This is a genomic window from Falsiroseomonas algicola, from assembly GCF_011040385.1.
Classification (GTDB): domain Bacteria; phylum Pseudomonadota; class Alphaproteobacteria; order Acetobacterales; family Acetobacteraceae; genus Falsiroseomonas; species Falsiroseomonas algicola.
The window spans coordinates 63,462-78,855 of the sequence record NZ_JAAIKB010000003.1 but is presented as its reverse complement, the minus strand read 5'-3'; the positions used below and the strand labels follow the sequence as shown (position 1 = coordinate 78,855).

Annotated in this window: 15 protein-coding genes; 10 read left to right on the top strand and 5 right to left on the bottom strand. The window is 72.3% G+C overall.

Translation table 11 applies throughout. The features are described 5' to 3' along the window. The first annotated feature begins 15 nt into the window (after positions 1-15). Together G3576_RS09025 and G3576_RS09020 are read left to right on the top strand one after the other, a co-directional pair. Entirely contained in the window at positions 16-1,257 is a 1,242-nt protein-coding gene (locus G3576_RS09025) for a Zn-dependent hydrolase (protein ID WP_164694059.1), read from the top strand. 188 nt (positions 1,258-1,445) lie between these two features. After that, entirely contained in the window at positions 1,446-2,963 is a 1,518-nt protein-coding gene (locus G3576_RS09020; protein ID WP_164694058.1) for a coiled-coil domain-containing protein, read from the top strand. A gap of 74 nt (positions 2,964-3,037) precedes the next feature. Here G3576_RS09020 and G3576_RS09015 read toward each other — a convergent pair whose 3' ends face one another. Beyond that, positions 3,038-3,787, bottom strand: a complete 750-nt coding sequence (locus tag G3576_RS09015) for a VIT1/CCC1 transporter family protein (RefSeq protein ID WP_164694057.1) — start codon at positions 3,785-3,787, stop codon at positions 3,038-3,040. Positions 3,788-3,884: 97 nt separating this feature from the next. Here G3576_RS09015 and G3576_RS09010 point away from each other — a divergent pair, with 97 nt between their 5' ends. The 4 genes from G3576_RS09010 (at position 3,885) to gap (ending at position 9,217) form a co-directional block, all read left to right on the top strand. Next, positions 3,885-4,910: an alpha/beta hydrolase family protein gene (locus G3576_RS09010; protein ID WP_164694056.1), complete on the top strand. Its 1,026-nt coding sequence runs from the start codon at positions 3,885-3,887 to the stop codon at positions 4,908-4,910. Between the two features lie 39 nt (positions 4,911-4,949). Then, positions 4,950-6,026, top strand: coding sequence for a calcium:proton antiporter (locus tag G3576_RS09005; RefSeq protein WP_164694055.1), 1,077 nt, complete (start codon positions 4,950-4,952; stop codon positions 6,024-6,026). 201 nt (positions 6,027-6,227) lie between these two features. Continuing rightward, complete coding sequence (gene tkt / locus G3576_RS09000; RefSeq protein ID WP_164694487.1) at positions 6,228-8,174, top strand: transketolase; 1,947 nt, start codon at positions 6,228-6,230, stop codon at positions 8,172-8,174. A gap of 20 nt (positions 8,175-8,194) precedes the next feature. Beyond that, a complete protein-coding gene (gene gap, locus G3576_RS08995; protein ID WP_164694054.1) occupies positions 8,195-9,217 on the top strand; it encodes a type I glyceraldehyde-3-phosphate dehydrogenase in 1,023 nt (340 codons plus the stop codon). 57 nt (positions 9,218-9,274) lie between these two features. On the opposite strand, the gene G3576_RS08990 is transcribed toward gap, so the two are convergent. After that, the gene (locus G3576_RS08990) at positions 9,275-9,595 is read right to left on the bottom strand and encodes a DUF6636 domain-containing protein (RefSeq protein WP_164694053.1); all 321 of its coding nucleotides are present in this window, start codon (positions 9,593-9,595) and stop codon (positions 9,275-9,277) included. 108 nt (positions 9,596-9,703) lie between these two features. Here G3576_RS08990 and G3576_RS08985 point away from each other — a divergent pair, with 108 nt between their 5' ends. The 4 genes from G3576_RS08985 to G3576_RS08970 all read left to right on the top strand — a co-directional run bounded on the left by G3576_RS08985 (position 9,704) and on the right by G3576_RS08970 (position 12,491). Further along, complete coding sequence (locus G3576_RS08985) at positions 9,704-10,912, top strand: phosphoglycerate kinase (protein ID WP_207622739.1); 1,209 nt, start codon at positions 9,704-9,706, stop codon at positions 10,910-10,912. Between the two features lie 224 nt (positions 10,913-11,136). Then, positions 11,137-11,331: a hypothetical protein gene (locus G3576_RS08980; RefSeq protein WP_164694052.1), complete on the top strand. Its 195-nt coding sequence runs from the start codon at positions 11,137-11,139 to the stop codon at positions 11,329-11,331. 147 nt (positions 11,332-11,478) lie between these two features. Further along, positions 11,479-12,033 carry an NUDIX hydrolase gene (locus G3576_RS08975; RefSeq protein WP_164694051.1) on the top strand — a complete coding sequence of 185 codons (555 nt, stop codon included), beginning with the start codon at positions 11,479-11,481 and terminating at the stop codon, positions 12,031-12,033. Then, positions 12,030-12,491, top strand: coding sequence for a hypothetical protein (locus G3576_RS08970; RefSeq protein WP_164694050.1), 462 nt, complete (start codon positions 12,030-12,032; stop codon positions 12,489-12,491). Before G3576_RS08975 ends, G3576_RS08970 begins: the two co-directional genes overlap by 4 nt. Here the strand turns inward: G3576_RS08970 and G3576_RS08965 are convergent, their stop codons facing one another. Genes G3576_RS08965 through G3576_RS08955 form a run of 3 tightly spaced genes read right to left on the bottom strand, consistent with a single transcriptional unit; the run spans position 12,492 to position 15,355 of the window. Next, positions 12,492-13,499, bottom strand: coding sequence for a transporter substrate-binding domain-containing protein (locus G3576_RS08965; protein ID WP_164694049.1), 1,008 nt, complete (start codon positions 13,497-13,499; stop codon positions 12,492-12,494). Positions 13,500-13,515: 16 nt separating this feature from the next. Beyond that, positions 13,516-14,538, bottom strand: a complete 1,023-nt coding sequence (locus G3576_RS08960; protein ID WP_164694048.1) for a transporter substrate-binding domain-containing protein — start codon at positions 14,536-14,538, stop codon at positions 13,516-13,518. Between the two features lie 10 nt (positions 14,539-14,548). Further along, entirely contained in the window at positions 14,549-15,355 is an 807-nt protein-coding gene (locus G3576_RS08955; protein ID WP_164694047.1) for a DUF4189 domain-containing protein, read from the bottom strand. Between the last annotated feature and the right edge of the window lie 39 nt (positions 15,356-15,394).

Below are 15,394 nucleotides of genomic sequence, written 5' to 3'. Positions count from 1 at the left end.
CCGGCGGGGGTGGGCATGAGCAACCAGCGGATCGACGGCGTCCGGCTCTGGGACAGCCTGATGGCCATGGCGCGGCACGGCGCCACGCAGAAGGGCGGTGTCCGCCGCCTGACGCTGACCACCATCGACAAGGCCGCGCGCGACGATTTCCGCGCCCAATGCGAGAGCCTCGGCCTGGCCGTCCGCGTGGACGCCATCGGCAACATGTTCGCCCGGCGCGAAGGCCGCGACCCCAGCCGCCTGCCAGTCCTCTTCGGCTCCCACCTCGACAGCCAGCCCTCGGGCGGGAAGTTCGACGGCGCACTCGGCGTGGTGGCGGGGCTGGAGGTGATGCGCACGCTGAACGACCTCGGCATCACCACGGAAGCGCCGCTGGAACTGGTGAACTGGACCGATGAGGAAGGCAGCCGCTTCGGCCTCAGCCTGATGGGCAGCGGCACCTGGGCGGGCGTCTACCCGATCGAGCGCAGCTACGCCCTCACGGACATCGAGGGCGTCACGGTCGAATCCGCCCTCAAGGACATCGGCTACCAGGGCGCGGAACCCGCCGCCCCCTTCCCCGCCGACAGCTATTTCGAGCTGCACATCGAACAGGGCCCGATCCTGGAACGGGCCGGCGCCCGCATCGGCATCGTCACCGGCGCGCAGGCGCAGGTCTGGTGGGATGCCCGCATCACCGGCCAGGACGCCCATGCCGGCACCACGCCCCCCGATGCGCGGCGCGACGCGCTGGTCGCCGCCGCGCAGATCATCACCCTGGTGGACCGCCTGATGCGCGAGCACGGCGAGGACGGCCGCGGCACCGTCGGCTTTCTCAAGGTCGAGCCCAACAGCCGCAACGTCATCCCGGGCGAGGTCGCCTTCAGCGTGGAGTTCCGCCACCCCGACAGCGCCGCCATCGCCGCCCTGGCGCGGGACTTCCCCGCCCTCGCGGCGGAGGCCATCGCCGCCACCGGCTGCACCCTCACCCTCACCCCCGTGCTCCACTACGATGCCCAGCCCTTCGATGCCGAATGCGTCGCGCTGGTGGAGGCCGCCGCCCGGCGCCTTGGCCAGCCCGCCCGCCGCATCGTCTCCGGCGCCGGGCATGATGCCGTCTATGTCGCCCGCAGGATGCCCGCCGCCATGATCTTCACCCCCTGCAAGGACGGCCTCTCCCACAACGAGGCCGAGAGCATCGAGCCCGAGGAGGCCGAGGCCGGTTGCCAGGTGCTGTTCGACGCGGTCGTCGCCCGCGCCAATCGGAGCCTCGTCTGATGGCGTCCCGTGGAAGGCGGGGAACCCCGCCGCGTCCCCCGCGCTCCCCGGGGAAGCCCGCCACGCCGGCGCGCCCTGCCGAAACCGTGAAGGGCGCCACCCTTTCCGTGAGTGGCACGATTGCGCCGCCGGTGGCTTCTTCCGCCCCGGCCTCATCAGCCCCGAGCAGCAGTGAGCGACGACCCACCATGAATTCAACGCTGAACCCGATGCAGTGGCCGCGCCCGGCGCAGATCGCCACCGCCCTCCTCCTCCTCCTCGCCTTGGTCGGATGGGTCTCCGCCATCAGCCGTGGCGGCGATATCCGCGAAGCCAATGCCCGCGCCCGCGGCATCGAGGAACGGCGCATCGCGCTGGAAAGCAACCTGGCGGAGGAACGCCGCGCCAATGGCGACCTCGCCGCCATCCGCACCCGCGCCCAGCAGGCCGAGGCTGCCCGCACCCAGGCGGAAGCCGCCCGCGCGGAGGCCGAGCAGCGCACCACCGCGCTGCGCGCGGACCTCGAGGCGCGGACGCGGGAGGCCGAGGCCGCCACGGCGCGGGCCACCGAGCTTGCCGCCGGCATCGGCCAGTCGGAGACGCGCCTGGCCGAGCTGACCCAGGGCGTGCAGTCCGCCGAGCAGGAACTTGCCCGCCGCACGGAAGCCGCCCGCGCCGCCGAGGCCGAGCAGACCCGCCTCGCCGCCAGCCGCGACAGCACGGCAGAGGCGCTGCGTGCCCTCGAAGCCCGCCTCGCCCAGGCCTCCGCCGGCGTGCAGGCGGCCGAGGCGCGCCTCGCCAGCCTGACCGCCGAGACCGGCCGCGCGCAGGAAGCGCTGACGACGCGCGAAGCCGCCGTCGCCAGCACCGAACAGCGCCTGCGCGGCCTGAATGATGAGGTCGCGCTGCGCGAATCCGATCTCGGCACCCGCCGAGCCGCCCTGGCGGAAGCCCAGACGCGCCTCGACCAGGCGACGCAGGGCGCGGAGCAGGCGGCCAGCCGCCTTGCCGCCACCCAGGCCGAGATCGCCCGCGCCACCGCCGCCGCCGGGGAGGCGCAGACGCGCCTCGCCACCCTGCGCGCGGAAACCCAGCAGGCGGAACAGCAGCGGGACGAACGTCGCCAGGCCGCCGAACGCGCCCAGGCGGAGGTTACGCGCCTGACCGCGGCGCGCGACGAAGCCGCCAGCGCCGCCCAGCAGGCGGAAGCCCGCCAGGCGGAACAGGCCACCCGCGCCACCGCCGCCGACCAGCGCCTGCAGACCCTCGCTGCCAGCACGCAGGAACAGGAACAGCGCCTGGCCGCACTGCGCGAGCAGGCGCAGCAGGCCGATGCAGCGCTGGAGGAGCGCCGCCGCCGCGTGACGGAAGCCGAGCAGCAGGCCGCCGCCCTCTCCACACAGGCGCGCCAGGCGGAAGCCACCCTCGCCGAGCGCCGCACCGCCATCGAGCAGGCGACGCAGCGCGCCAGTGCCGTGGCGAATGACGTCACCGCCGCCGAACGCCGCGCCGCCACCCTGGCCGACCAGGCCCGCCAGGCCGAAGCCGCGGTGGCGCGCCAGCGCACGGCGCAGCAGCAGGCCGAACAGCAGCTACGCGCCACGGAAGCGCGGCTGTCCGAACTGCGCCCGGCGGTGAGCCAGGCGGAGGCGACGCTCGCGCGGCTGCAGCAATCCATCGCGGAGGCCGAGCGGCGGCTGCGGGAGACGGCGCCGGCGGCGAACTGAGGCCGCAGGGGGGCCCTGCCCCCCTGCACCCCCCGCCAGGGTCCGGCGGGACCCTGGACCGCGAGGTTCTGGCGCTACGCGACCAGACGACCGACAAACCAGGCGGCGGCAGCGGCAGCCGCACCGACACCCAGCGCGGAAAGCGCGCCGCCGGTAGCCGACAGGCCCTTCGCCTGGGCCCTCACGGCGCCCAACACCAGCAGGGCAAGCGCGGTCACCACCGCGGAAACCACCAGCGGCCGTCCCGACACCAGGAAGGGCAGCAACGGCACCAAGCCGGCGCCGATGCCCGCCACCACCGTCAGGGCCGCCGACCGCGCGGCGCGATGCGGGTCGGGCTCGCTGAGGTCCAACTCGAACCGCATCATGAAGTCGACCCACTTCCGGCGATCGGCCGCGATGGCCTCGACCGACTGGCGCAGCACATCGCCCTTCACGCCATAGCGGTGCAGGATCGCCGCCACCTCCCACCGCTCCCGGTCGGGGTAGAGCTGGCTCTCCTCCTCCTCCCGCCGCCGCTCCAGCGCGTAATGCGCCGCCTCCTCCCGCGCCTCCGCCCATCGGCCGAGCCCGGCCGCGACGGAGGATGCGACGACAGCGGCAAGACCGGCCGTGACGATGACGCCCGGCGCCGCCCCCGCCCCGACCAGCGCCGCCGACAGCGCGAAGGGCAGGGCGATCCCCTGCGACGCCCCCAGCACCAGGTCCCGCCCCGCGCCGGCCTCGGCGAAATGGCGCTCCTCATGCGGCGGACCCGGCGGCATCGGGGGCAGGCCGTCGCGCGACGGCTCCGCGAGAACGGGGGTGGTCAGGACATCCTGCATGGGCCGACACTACAGGCCCGCGCCGCCCCGCGTCACGTCCTTCCGGGACACCGCGCGGTGATGGCATGGTTGAAGAATCCTGAGGAGGGAACTGCAAATGCGTCGCATCGCCATCGCCACGCTGCTATCCGTCACGCTGGCCAGCGCGGCCACCGCGCAGCCCCTCCAGGTGCGGGAGATCGGCAGCCTCCATGTCGGCGGCCGCGTCGCCGAGATCAGCGGCCTGCCGGAGCAGGAGATCACCTTCAGCCCCGGCGCGCCGCCGCTGCGCATCAATCCCAACGGCCAGTTCCAGGTCGAGCAGATGTACGCGCAGTATGTGCGCCTGCAGGACCCCCGCGCGCGCTACCCGATCATCCTCGCCCATGGCGGCGGCCTGACCGGCGTGACGTATGAGACGACGCCGGATGGCCGCCCGGGCTGGCAGATGGCCTTCCTCCGCGCCGGCCACGACGTCTTCGTGACGGATGCGGTGGAACGCGGCCGCTCCGGCTGGGCGCGCTTCCCCCAGGTGTTCCAGGGCGAACCCGTCTTCCGCACCATGGGCGAAGGCTGGGGCCTCTTCCGCATCGGGCCCGCCGATGGCTGGAACATCGACCCTGCCCAGCGCCGCGCCTTCCCCGACAGCCGCTTCCCGACCGGCGCCTGGAACCAGTTCATGATGCAGGCGGTGCCGCGCTGGGTGACGACGGACCGCCAGATCCAGGCGGGCTATGACGCGCTGGTGCAGCAGATCTGCCCCTGCGTGCTGCTGGTGCACAGCCAGGGCGGCAATTTCGGCTTCCGCGCCGCGCTGAACGCGCCCGACAAGGTCCGCGCCGTCATCGCCGTCGAACCCTCCGGCGCGCCGCCCGAAAGCCAGGACGCCGCCGCGCTGAAGGACATCCCGCACCTCGTCGTCTGGGGCGACTACACCGCCGACAACCCCTTCTGGCAGCGGATCCGCGCCAATATCGACCGCTGGCAGGCGCAGATCCGCACGGCAGGCGGCACGGCCGACACGCTCGACATGCCGGCGGAGGGCGTGCGCGGCAACAGCCACATGATCATGATGGACACCAACAGCGACGACGTCGCCGCGCGCATCAACACCTGGCTGGAACGCCGCGGCCTGATGCGCTGAAGGGTTGTCATTCCGGGTACGGTCCTTCACAGGGGCGGCATGGCCTCCTCCCACGCCCCGATCCCCGCCTGGTCCTGGATCTTCCCCCTCGCCGCCGGCGGCCTGCTGGCCGCCTTCTTCGGCGCCGGCGGCTGGGTCGCGCTGCCCATGGCGGCCGTCCTCGGCGGCACCGTCTTCGCCGCCGTCCACCATGCCGAGGTCGTGGCCGCCCGCGTCGGCGAGCCTTTCGGCACCCTCATCCTCGCCATCGCCGTGACGGTGATCGAGGTCGCGCTCATCCTCTCCCTCATGATCTCCGACCCCGAGGGGCAGTCCGCCCTGGCGCGGGACACGCTCTTCGCCGCGGTGATGATCGTGCTCAACCTGCTGGTCGGGCTCTGCCTGCTGCTCGGCGGCGCGCGGCACCACGAACAGGGTTTCCAGGCCCGCAGCGCCTCCGCCTTCCTTTCCGTCATCGTCGTGCTGGCGACGCTGGTGCTGGTGCTGCCCAACACGACGGTCAGCGCGGATGGCCCGCTGCTGACCGCTCCGCAGATGGTCTTCGTGGGCCTCGCCGCCTTCGGCCTCTACACCGTCTTCGTCTTCGTCCAGACGCTGCGCCACCGCGACTACTTCCTGCCGGAGGATGACAGCGAAGGCGCCCATGCCGCGCCGCCCTCGCTGCGCGACACCTGGATCGCGCTGGCGCTGCTCTGCGCCTCCCTCGTCGCCGTGGTGCTGCTGGCGAAGTCGCTCACCCCCGCGGTGACCGCGGGGCTGGATGCGGTCGGTGCGCCGGCGGCGGCCGTCGGCGTGGTCATCGCCTGCCTCATCCTGATGCCCGAATCCGTCGCCGCCATCCGCGCGGCGCGCGCCAACCGGCTGCAGACCGCGCTGAACCTGGCGCTCGGCTCCGTCCTCGCCTGCATCGGGCTGACCGTGCCCTGCGTCGTCGTGCTGGCGCTGGTGCTGGGCAAGCCCCTGGTGCTGGGCCTCGCCCCCTCCGGCATGGTGCTGCTGGCCGCGACCTTCATGGTCTCCATCCTGACGCTCGGCGCCGGCCGCACCACCGTGCTGCAGGGCGCCGTGCATCTGACCCTCGGCCTCGCCTGGCTGTTCCTGGTCTTCGTGCCCTGACGGCCAGCCCCGCTGTCCTGGCCGGTTGCCGCTGGGCGCCCCCCCCTTTATAGGGTCGGCGCCCGCGACCCCCCCTCCGCGCACGAGGTCCTTTTCCCCTTGGCCACCACCGAACCCGATACCCAGCCGCGCGCGGAGCCGACCCCGGCCCAGGCCGCCCAGGCCCTGCTGCTCGCCCGCCCCGCCACCGAGGAACGCCGCATGGCTGATGCCATCCGGGCACTCGCCATCGATGCGGTGGAGCAGGCCAAGTCCGGCCACCCCGGCATGCCCATGGGCATGGCCGATGTCGCGACCGTGCTGTTCACGCGCTTCCTGAAGTATGACGCGGCGGACCCCCGCTGGCCGGACCGCGACCGCTTCGTGCTCTCCGCCGGCCACGGCTCGATGCTGCTCTACGCCCTGCTGCACCTGACCGGCCAGGCCGGCATGGGCATCGAGGATCTGAAGAAGTTCCGCCAGCTCCACTCCCCCGCCGCCGGCCACCCCGAATTCGGCGAGCATCCGGGCATCGAGACCACGACCGGCCCGCTCGGCCAGGGCATCGCGACCGCCGTCGGCATGGCGCTGGCGGAGCGCATGCTGGCCGCCCGCTTCGGCAAGTCCCTGGTCGATCACCGCACCTGGGTCATCGCCTCCGACGGCGACCTGATGGAGGGCATCAGCCACGAGGCCGCCTCCCTCGCCGGCCACCTGCAGCTGGATCGCCTCTGCGTCCTCTATGACGACAACAACATCTCGATCGATGGCGACACCTCGATTTCGCTGTCGGATGACGCGCTGAAGCGGTTCCAGGCCTATGGCTGGGCGACGCGCCGCGTCGATGGGCATGACCATGAACAGGTCGCCGCCGCCATGGCCTGGGCCATGCGCAGCCGCAAGCCGACGCTGATCGCCTGCCGCACCATCATCGGCTTCGCCGCCCCGACCAAGGCCGGCACGGCGGCCAGCCATGGCAGCCCGCTCGGTGCGCAGGAAGCCGCCGCCGCCAAGGCCGCCATGGGCTGGAACCATGGGCCCTTCGAGGTGCCGGAGGGGCTGAAGGAACGCTGGGAAGCCGCCGGCCGCCGCGGCGCCGGCACCCGCCGCTCCTGGCTCAAGCGCCTGGCCAACCACCCGATGCAGGCCGAATTCGACCGCGCCATGGCCGGCCGCCTGCCGGAAGCCTGGCACGAGCCCCTCGCCGCGCTGCGCGCCAGGCAGGCCGAGGACAAGCCCAAGATCGCGACCCGCATCGCCTCCCAGCGCGCGCTGGAAGCGCTGGTCCCGGCGGTGCCGGAGATGGTGGGCGGCTCCGCCGACCTCACCGGCTCCAACAACACCAACGTCAAGGGCATCCCCGCGGTCAGCCCCGGCAACTATGCCGGCCGCTACGTCCATTACGGCGTGCGCGAACACGGCATGGCCGCCGCGATGAACGGGATGGCGCTGCATGGCGGCATCATCCCCTATTCCGGCACCTTCCTGGTGTTCGCCGACTACCTGCGCCCCTCGCTGCGTCTCGCGGCGCTCATGCGCCAGCGCGTCATCCATGTGCTGACGCATGACAGCATCGGCCTCGGCGAGGATGGGCCCACGCACCAGCCGGTGGAGACGCTGGCCTCGCTCCGCGTCATCCCGAACCTCTGCGTCTTCCGCCCGGCCGATGCGCTGGAAACCGCGGAATGCTGGGAACTCGCGGTCAAGCGCGCCGATGGCCCCTCGGTCCTCGCGCTCACGCGCCAGAACCTGCCGGCGCTGCGGACCGATAGCGGGGAGAACCGCTCCTCCCGCGGCGGCTATGTGCTGGCGGAAGCCAGCGGCGAACGCCGCGCGACGCTGATCGCGACGGGTTCCGAGGTCAGCCTCGCCATGGCCGCGCGCGCGACACTGGAGGCGGAAGGCATCCCGACCGCCGTGGTCTCGCTTCCGTGCTGGGAACTCTTCGCCCTCCAGGACGAACTATACCGCAGCCAGGTGCTCGGCAGCGCATTGCGCGTGGGCATCGAGGCAGCGCTCCCCTTCGGCTGGGATCGCTGGCTCGGGCCGGAGGGCATCTTCATCGGCATGCAGGGCTTCGGCGCCAGCGCACCGGCGGAGGAGCTGTTCCGGCATTTCGGCATCACCGCGGAGGCCACGGTGGCCGCCGTGAAGAAGCGACTCGGTTGAGAGAAGGGGAGATCGGATTCATGGCAGTGAAGGTCGCCATCAACGGCTTCGGGCGCATCGGCCGCCTGGTGCTGCGCGCGATGATCGAGAGCAACCGCACCGACGTCGAATGCGTGGCCATCAACGACCTCGGCAGCGTGGAAGCCAACGCCCACCTGTTCCGCTACGACAGCGTGCATGGCCGCTTCCCCGGTGAGGTCGCCGTCGACGGCAACAAGATCATCATCACCGCCAATGGCCGCACCTATGCGCCCATCGTCGTCAGCGCGGAGCGTGACCCGACCAAGGTCCCCTTCCAGGGCGTCGACGTCGCGCTGGAATGCACGGGCATCTTCACCAGCAAGGAGAAGGCCTCCGCGCTGATCACGGCCGGCGCCCGCAAGGTCGTCATCTCCGCCCCCGGCGACAATGCCGACGCCACCATCGTCTATGGCGTGAACCACCAGACGCTGACGAAGGAGATGACGGTCATCTCCAACGCCTCCTGCACCACCAACTGCCTGGCCCCCATCGCCAAGGTGCTGCACGAGAATTTCGGCATCGTGCGCGGCTACATGGTGACGATCCACGCCTATACCGGCGACCAGAACACGGTCGATACGCTGCACAAGGACCTGCACCGCGCCCGCGCGGCCGCCGTCTCCGCCATCCCGACCTCGACGGGTGCCGCGAAGGCCGTGGGCCTGGTGATGCCGGAGCTGAAGGGCAAGCTGGACGGCACCGCCATCCGCATCCCGACGCCGAACGTCTCCCTCGTCAGCCTCGACTTCGTGCCCGCGAAGACGGAAGGCCTGACCAAGGAGGCGATCAACGCCGTGATGAAGGCGGCCTCCGAATCCGGCCCGCTCAAGGGCATCCTCGGCTACAACACCGCGCCGCTGGTCAGCATCGACTTCAACCACGACCCGCACAGCAGCACCTTCGACGCCACCCAGACCCAGGTGGTCGATGGCGGCCTGGTGCGCGTGATGTCCTGGTACGACAATGAATGGGGCTTCTCGAACCGCATGTCGGACACGGCAGCGCTGTTCGGCAGCCTCTGACCGCCTTCCCCCTCCCCCGCTCCGCGGGGGAGGGTCGGGGTGGGGGCCCGCCCCCCCTCAGAACCTGTTCAGCCGCGCGCGGGACAATTCCATCCCCCGCCCCTCCGCATTGCTGCACCGCAGCCCCGCCTGCCCGGATGTGCAGGTCACCCCGGCCCCGCGCCAGCTCGCGCCATAGCCCAGCACCGGCAGGCGCTGGTTGACCACCAGATCACCCGCGCAAAGCACGGCCGCCGGCCCCCGCGCCGCCAGCCCATAGGCATGCCCCCAGTCGCTGTCGCACTCCTCCGGCGCCGGTGGGCGGGCGAAGCTGAAGTTCACGATCTCGCACCGCAGTGCCCGATCCATGACCTCGCAGCGGATATTGCCGGACGGCAACTGGAAGCCTTCCTGGGCCGATGCTAGGACCGGAAGGAATGCGAAAGCAGCGATCCATCGGATCATGCGACACCCCTCAGCGTTTCTCTCCGCAGGATGATCGCCCCCATGAGCTTCAAAACCATTGATGCGCTCGACGCGGCCCCCAATGGAGTTGCCGGCAAGCGCGTGCTGCTGCGTGCCGACCTCAACGTCCCCGTCCGCGATGGCCGCATCACCGACCGCACGCGGATCGAGCGCCTGGCGCCGACCATCAAGGAGCTGTCGGAGAAGGGCGCGCGCGTCATCGTCTGCAGCCATTTCGACCGCCCCAAGGGCAAGCGCGTGCCGGAGATGTCGCTGAAGCCGATGCAGGAAGCGCTCGCCGCCGCCCTCGGCCGCGACGTCGCCTTCGCCGATGACTGCATCGGGCCCGAGGCCGAGGCCGCCGCGGCTGCCCTGAAGGACGGCGACGTCCTGCTGCTGGAGAACACCCGCTACCACGCCGGCGAGGAGAAGAACGACCCGGCCCTGTCGGCCGCGCTGGCCAGGCTTGGCGACGTCTTCGTCAACGATGCCTTCTCCGCCGCCCATCGCGCGCATTCCTCCACGGAAGGCGTCGCCCGCCTGCTGCCCGCCTATGCCGGGAGGCTGATGGAGGCGGAGCTGAAGGCGCTCGACGCGGCACTCGGCAACCCCGCCCGCCCGGTGGTCGCCATCGTCGGCGGCGCCAAGATCAGCACCAAGCTCGACCTGCTGGGCAACCTCTCGGGCAAGGTGAACGTCCTGGTCATCGGCGGCGCCATGGCCAACACCTTCCTGGCAGCCCAGGGCCACGCCATGGGCAAGTCGCTGCAGGAAGCGGAGATGCATGAGACGGCCCGCGCCATCATGGCGGAGGCCGCGGCAAAGGGCTGCGAGATCCTGCTGCCCGTGGACCTCGTCGTCGCCGGCGAGTTCAAGGCCAATGCCCCCTCCCGCACCGTCGCGATCGACCGTGTGCCGCCGGACATGATGGCGCTCGATGTCGGGCTGGACACGGTGGCGATGGTGGAGGACCGGCTGCGCACCGCCTCCACCCTGGTCTGGAACGGCCCCTTCGGCGCCTTCGAGATCCCGCCCTTCGACACGGCGACGGTCGCGGTAGCGCAGACGGTGGCCAGCCTCACCGCCTCCTCCGGCCTCAAGTCCATCGCGGGCGGCGGCGACACCGTCTCCGCGCTGCGCCATGCGGGTGTGATGGAGCGGATGACCTACGTCTCCTCCGCCGGTGGCGCCTTTCTCGAATGGCTCGAAGGCAAGACGCTGCCGGGCGTGGCCGCACTGGAGCAAGGCTGACAGGCCGCCTCGGCCTGCTCCGGGTTTGGGCCGGCCGGCCCGACCCGACACTTCCCGACAATCTTCACTCTTTTTGAAGAATTGTCGGGGTTGCTACCGGCAGTTGCTAGAGTGTTAACGGCGGGGGGCGGCACGCTCCCCCCATGCGCATCGTCCGACCCACCCCCGCGATTTCTTCTGGCCGCTTTACCAAGCGTTCAGACCTCCGCCCCATGGTGGTCCGCATGATCAGCATGAACTCCCTGGCCGCCTTCACGGCCGAGGTCTCGCGGATGCCGGGCCTCGCGCAGGTCCGCGGCGTCACCGGCCAGCAGGGCCAGCCCGGCAATGCCGAAACGCCCCAGCGCAAGCTGGAAAGCCTGCCGGCCATGCCCGCCTCCCCCACCCCGCGCGGATCGCTGCTCGACCTTCGCGTCTGAGGCGCCAGCGCCGATTCGTGATGCCACCGGCCCAATGCGCGGGCCCGGCGGTTAGCGAAGGGCATTTCACGCGAATCGGCGCCCCCGCACCATTCCTGCCCCGCCGAATGCCTTGCCGCCGCCGCGCGGAGGGGCCACCCTTCGGCCATGTCCACCACCGCGACCCGCTTCGTCCGCCGGACCCCCGAAGGGGAGGACCGCGAACGCCTGACCTGCGCGGATTGCGGCTACATCGCCTATGAGAATCCGAAGATCGTCACCGGCTCCGTCGTCGTCGTCGATGGCAAGGTGATGCTCTGCCGCCGCGCCATCGAACCCCGCCGCGGCTTCTGGACCATCCCCGCCGGCTACATGGAACTGAACGAGACGGTGGAGGAAGCCGCGATGCGGGAGGCGCGGGAGGAAGCCTGCGCCGAGCTCGCGCTGGATGGCATCCTCGCGGTCTATTCCATCGCCCGCATCGGCCAGGTGCAGGTGCTGTTCCGTGCCCGCCTCGCCGCCCCCGGCTTCGCGCCGGGGCCGGAAAGCCTGGAGGTGCGGCTCTTCGCCTGGGACGAGATCCCCTGGGACGACCTGGCTTTCCCCTCCGTCCATTGGGTGCTGAAGGCGTGGCGGGAGGTCGGCGACGGGCCGCTCGGCGCGCCGCGCACCAATCCCGGAGAGGATCGCCGCGGCACGGGCGGCCTGGCGGAGGGCGCATGAAGCCTCGCAGCATCCCCACGATCCTGGCCGCCCTGGTGGCGCTGCCCGCGGTGGCGCAGGGCACGCCCGCCGTGACGACGGAAACCGTCACCCTGCCCCGCGCGCCGGTGACCCGGCCGGAGGTCGCCCGCCCGGCGGTCACGCCGCCCGAGGTCGCGCGCCCCGAACGCCCGCGCGTGGCGCGGCCCGCGCCGCCCCTGCCCCTGCCGCCGCCGCCCGCGCCGCCTGTCCTGGTGCCCTATGCCGGCTGGGATGCCGCGCCGGTGCCGAACCGGGAGATCGAGGCCCCGCCCGACCGCTTCGCCCGCCCGGCCCGCACGACGCTGGAGCCCACCATCATCGAGCCCTATGAGCGCCGACGCGGCTTCACCTTCGGCCGCGAACACGCCCCCGACCGCACCGAGCGCCTGTTCAACGAGATCGCCCCGGGCGCCAGGCTGCGCATCCCGCTGGACTGATCACCGCATCGGTATCGGATAGAGCAGCCCGCCCCGGTCGTAGAGCTGGTTCAGCCCGCGCGCGAGGCCGATCGGCGATCCGGCGCCCAGGTTCCGCTCATAGACCTCGGCATAGTTGCCGACCTGCGTCACCACGCGGAACACCCAGTCATCCGCCAGGCCGAGCGGCGCGCCGATGCCCGGCAGCCCGCCCAGCAGGCGCCGCAGGCGGGGCGACCCGCTCTCCCGCAGCCCGGCCGCATTGGCCGCGGTGATGCCGAGCGCCTCGGCCTCGGTCAGGGCGTTCACCGTCCAGAAGGCGATCTGCTCCCACCCCCGGTCGCCATCCCGCACGAAGGGGCCGAGCGGCTCCCGGCTGATGACGTCGGGCAGCACGACATGCTCCGCCGTGCCGAACCGCGTCGCGACCAACCCAGCCAGCGGCACCATGTCGGCGCTCAGCGCCTCGCACCGGCCCTCCCCATAGGCGGTGAGCAGCGCATCCACCGTCGGCAGCGGCAGCGCGGTCACGCTGATGCCCGTCCGCCGCGCGGCATCGGCCAGCGAGAGTTCGTTGGTGGATCCCGCCGTGACGCAGACGGTGCGGCCCGCGAGGCCGGACACATCGGCGATGCCGGAGGCGCGGCGCACGACGAAGCCCTGGCCGTCGAACACCGTCACGCCCGCCGCCGCCAGGCCGAGCGCGGTATCCCGCAGCATGGTCTGCGTCGCCGCGCGGGCCATCATGTCCACCCGCCCCGCGGCGGTGGCGGCCAGGCTGTCCGCCATGCTGCCGGGCACGAAGCGGACCTTGCCCGCATCCCCCAGCACCGCTGCCGCGACGGCGCGGCAGGTATCGGCGTCGATGCCCGCCACGCGCCCATCGGGCCCCGCCATGGCGAAGCCGGGCAGGCCGGTATGGATGGCGCAGGTCACCTCGCCCCGCGCCCGCACGGCATCCAGCGTCGGGGACTGGGCGGCCGCCGCCATCGGCAGGGCCAGGACCAGGGCGGCGATCAGCTTGCGCATGGCGTTCTCTCCGGCGTCAGCGCAACGGCATCGGGTAGTGCAGCCCGCCGCGATTCCAGTTGTCGTTCAACCCGCGATCCAGCCGGAAGGGGCTGCCGGCGCCGAGGTTGCGGTCGAAGACCTCCCCGTAGTTCCCCACCTGCCGGATCACCTGCAGCGCCCACTCCTCCGAAAGCCCGAGCGCCGCGCCGATCCCGGGCTCGACGCCCAGCAGGCGCCACAGCGCGGGCTCATTCCGCTGCACCGCCTGTAGCAGGTTGTCGCTGCCCGCCTCCAGCTCCTCCGCCTCCAGCATCGCCTGCAGCGTCCAGAAGACGATGCTGCGCCAGGCTGCATCGCCCGCCCGGACGAAGGGGCCGAGCGGTTCCCGCGTCACCACGGTCGGCAGCACGCGGAATCCCGCCGGCCGCGCCAGGTCGCTGACCCGCCGGACCATGAGTTGCGACGCATCCGCCGCCGCCGCATCGCATTGCCCGGCCTCCAGCGCCCGCACCATCGCCGCGCCGTCCGGCGCCTCGACGATGGTCGCGGTGCCGATCGTGAAGTCCAGCGCTTCCCGCGTCGCGGCGCCGCCGGCGGCGCTGATGCAGATCCGCCGCCCCGCGAGGTCCGCCGGCAGCGTCACCGCACTGGCTTCCGGCACCATGAAGCCCATGCCGTCGTGATACAGCGTGCCGGCGGAGGCCAGGCCCCGCCCGGCCTCCCGCGCATAAAGCCGCGTGGCGTTGCGGGCGACGATGTCGGCGCTCCCGCCCTCAAGCGTGCCGAGCGCCTCCGCCACCGTTGCGGCGGTGGCGAAGCGCACCTTGCCCGCATCGCCCAGCGTGGCGGCGGCGACCGCGCGGCAGAAATCGGCGTCGATCCCCCGCATCACGCCGCCCGCATCGGGGGCGGAGAAGCCGGGCAGCGACCCGTTGACGACGCAGCGCAGCTCGCCGCGCGCGCGAAGCTCGGTCAGCGTCGGGCTGGCGTTCTGCGCGGCGGCGGGGGCCACCGCGGGCAAGGCCAGCAGCAGCGCGGCGAGGACATGGCGGATCATGGTGGTGCCCTCAGCAGCCGGTGGCGACGACGCGGCAGGTGCCGACACCCGGCAGGCGCCGGCAGGATTCCAGCGCGGAGGCTTCCGCCGCCTGCGCCGTCTCCGCCGTCGCGGTGACGTTGCGGTTCAGCACCATGGTGCTGAGGTCGCTGGTCATGGCGACCGCGTTGGGGTGGCGCGACACGCCCTGCACCAGCGCGCCGCAGCGGTTCACCAATTCCTCGACGAATTTGCAGGGCACGCGCCCGGCCATGGTCTGGCAGGACCGCACCGCCGCGGTGTTCACCGCCAGGCGGTCGGTCGCCCCGTTGCCGAAGCCCCAGGCCGCCATGGGCGCATCGGTCGCGTAGATCGCACCGAAGCGGCTGCCCGGCGGCGGCGCGGCGGAGGGGCCGGAGGCCACGCCCCGCCCATCCCCCGCCGCCACCACGGCCTGCGCCGTGCCGATCGGCTGGAAGCACGGCCCGGATTCGATCCCGCCCGTCGAGGCGCCACAGACCGCAAGCCGCGGCCGCGCATTGCGCTGCGGCGGCAGGGCCATGCGGTACATCGTCCCTTCCCGGCAGCGGCTGTCCCAATAGGCGGTCCGGCCCCCATCGAAGCCGGAAAAGGCGATGGCGAGGATCGCCTGGCATCCCGCACCGCTGCCCGTGATGAAGCGGAAGACCTCCGCCCGCCGCGTCGCGTCTTCCATGCCGGCCAGCTGGTCATGCAACGGATTACCGGTCTGCGCCCGCGCCGCCGGCACCCCGCCCATCACCAGGGCGCCGAGAACGAAGGCGAGACGCGCCACGCGTGACAGCGAGCATCGAGACATGAGACGGCGATCCCCTGGCGACAATCTTCGCGTCGAGCG

Excerpts from the sequence above, each read along its gene's own strand:
- G3576_RS08970 (WP_164694050.1), top strand. The coding sequence starts at position 12,030 with ATGAAGCCTCGCAGCATCCCCACGATCCTGGCCGCCCTGGTGGCGCTG.
- G3576_RS08960 (WP_164694048.1), bottom strand. The coding sequence starts at position 14,538 with ATGATCCGCCATGTCCTCGCCGCGCTGCTGCTGGCCTTGCCCGCGGTG.
- G3576_RS08980 (WP_164694052.1), top strand. The coding sequence starts at position 11,137 with ATGATCAGCATGAACTCCCTGGCCGCCTTCACGGCCGAGGTCTCGCGG.
- G3576_RS09025 (WP_164694059.1), top strand. The coding sequence starts at position 16 with ATGAGCAACCAGCGGATCGACGGCGTCCGGCTCTGGGACAGCCTGATG.
- G3576_RS09010 (WP_164694056.1), top strand. The coding sequence starts at position 3,885 with ATGCGTCGCATCGCCATCGCCACGCTGCTATCCGTCACGCTGGCCAGC.
- tkt (WP_164694487.1), top strand. The coding sequence starts at position 6,228 with ATGGCTGATGCCATCCGGGCACTCGCCATCGATGCGGTGGAGCAGGCC.
- G3576_RS08965 (WP_164694049.1), bottom strand. The coding sequence starts at position 13,499 with ATGCGCAAGCTGATCGCCGCCCTGGTCCTGGCCCTGCCGATGGCGGCG.
- gap (WP_164694054.1), top strand. The coding sequence starts at position 8,195 with ATGGCAGTGAAGGTCGCCATCAACGGCTTCGGGCGCATCGGCCGCCTG.
- G3576_RS08975 (WP_164694051.1), top strand. The coding sequence starts at position 11,479 with ATGTCCACCACCGCGACCCGCTTCGTCCGCCGGACCCCCGAAGGGGAG.
- G3576_RS08985 (WP_207622739.1), top strand. The coding sequence starts at position 9,704 with ATGAGCTTCAAAACCATTGATGCGCTCGACGCGGCCCCCAATGGAGTT.
- G3576_RS08955 (WP_164694047.1), bottom strand. The coding sequence starts at position 15,355 with ATGTCTCGATGCTCGCTGTCACGCGTGGCGCGTCTCGCCTTCGTTCTC.
- G3576_RS09005 (WP_164694055.1), top strand. The coding sequence starts at position 4,950 with ATGGCCTCCTCCCACGCCCCGATCCCCGCCTGGTCCTGGATCTTCCCC.
- G3576_RS09020 (WP_164694058.1), top strand. The coding sequence starts at position 1,446 with ATGAATTCAACGCTGAACCCGATGCAGTGGCCGCGCCCGGCGCAGATC.
- G3576_RS09015 (WP_164694057.1), bottom strand. The coding sequence starts at position 3,787 with ATGCAGGATGTCCTGACCACCCCCGTTCTCGCGGAGCCGTCGCGCGAC.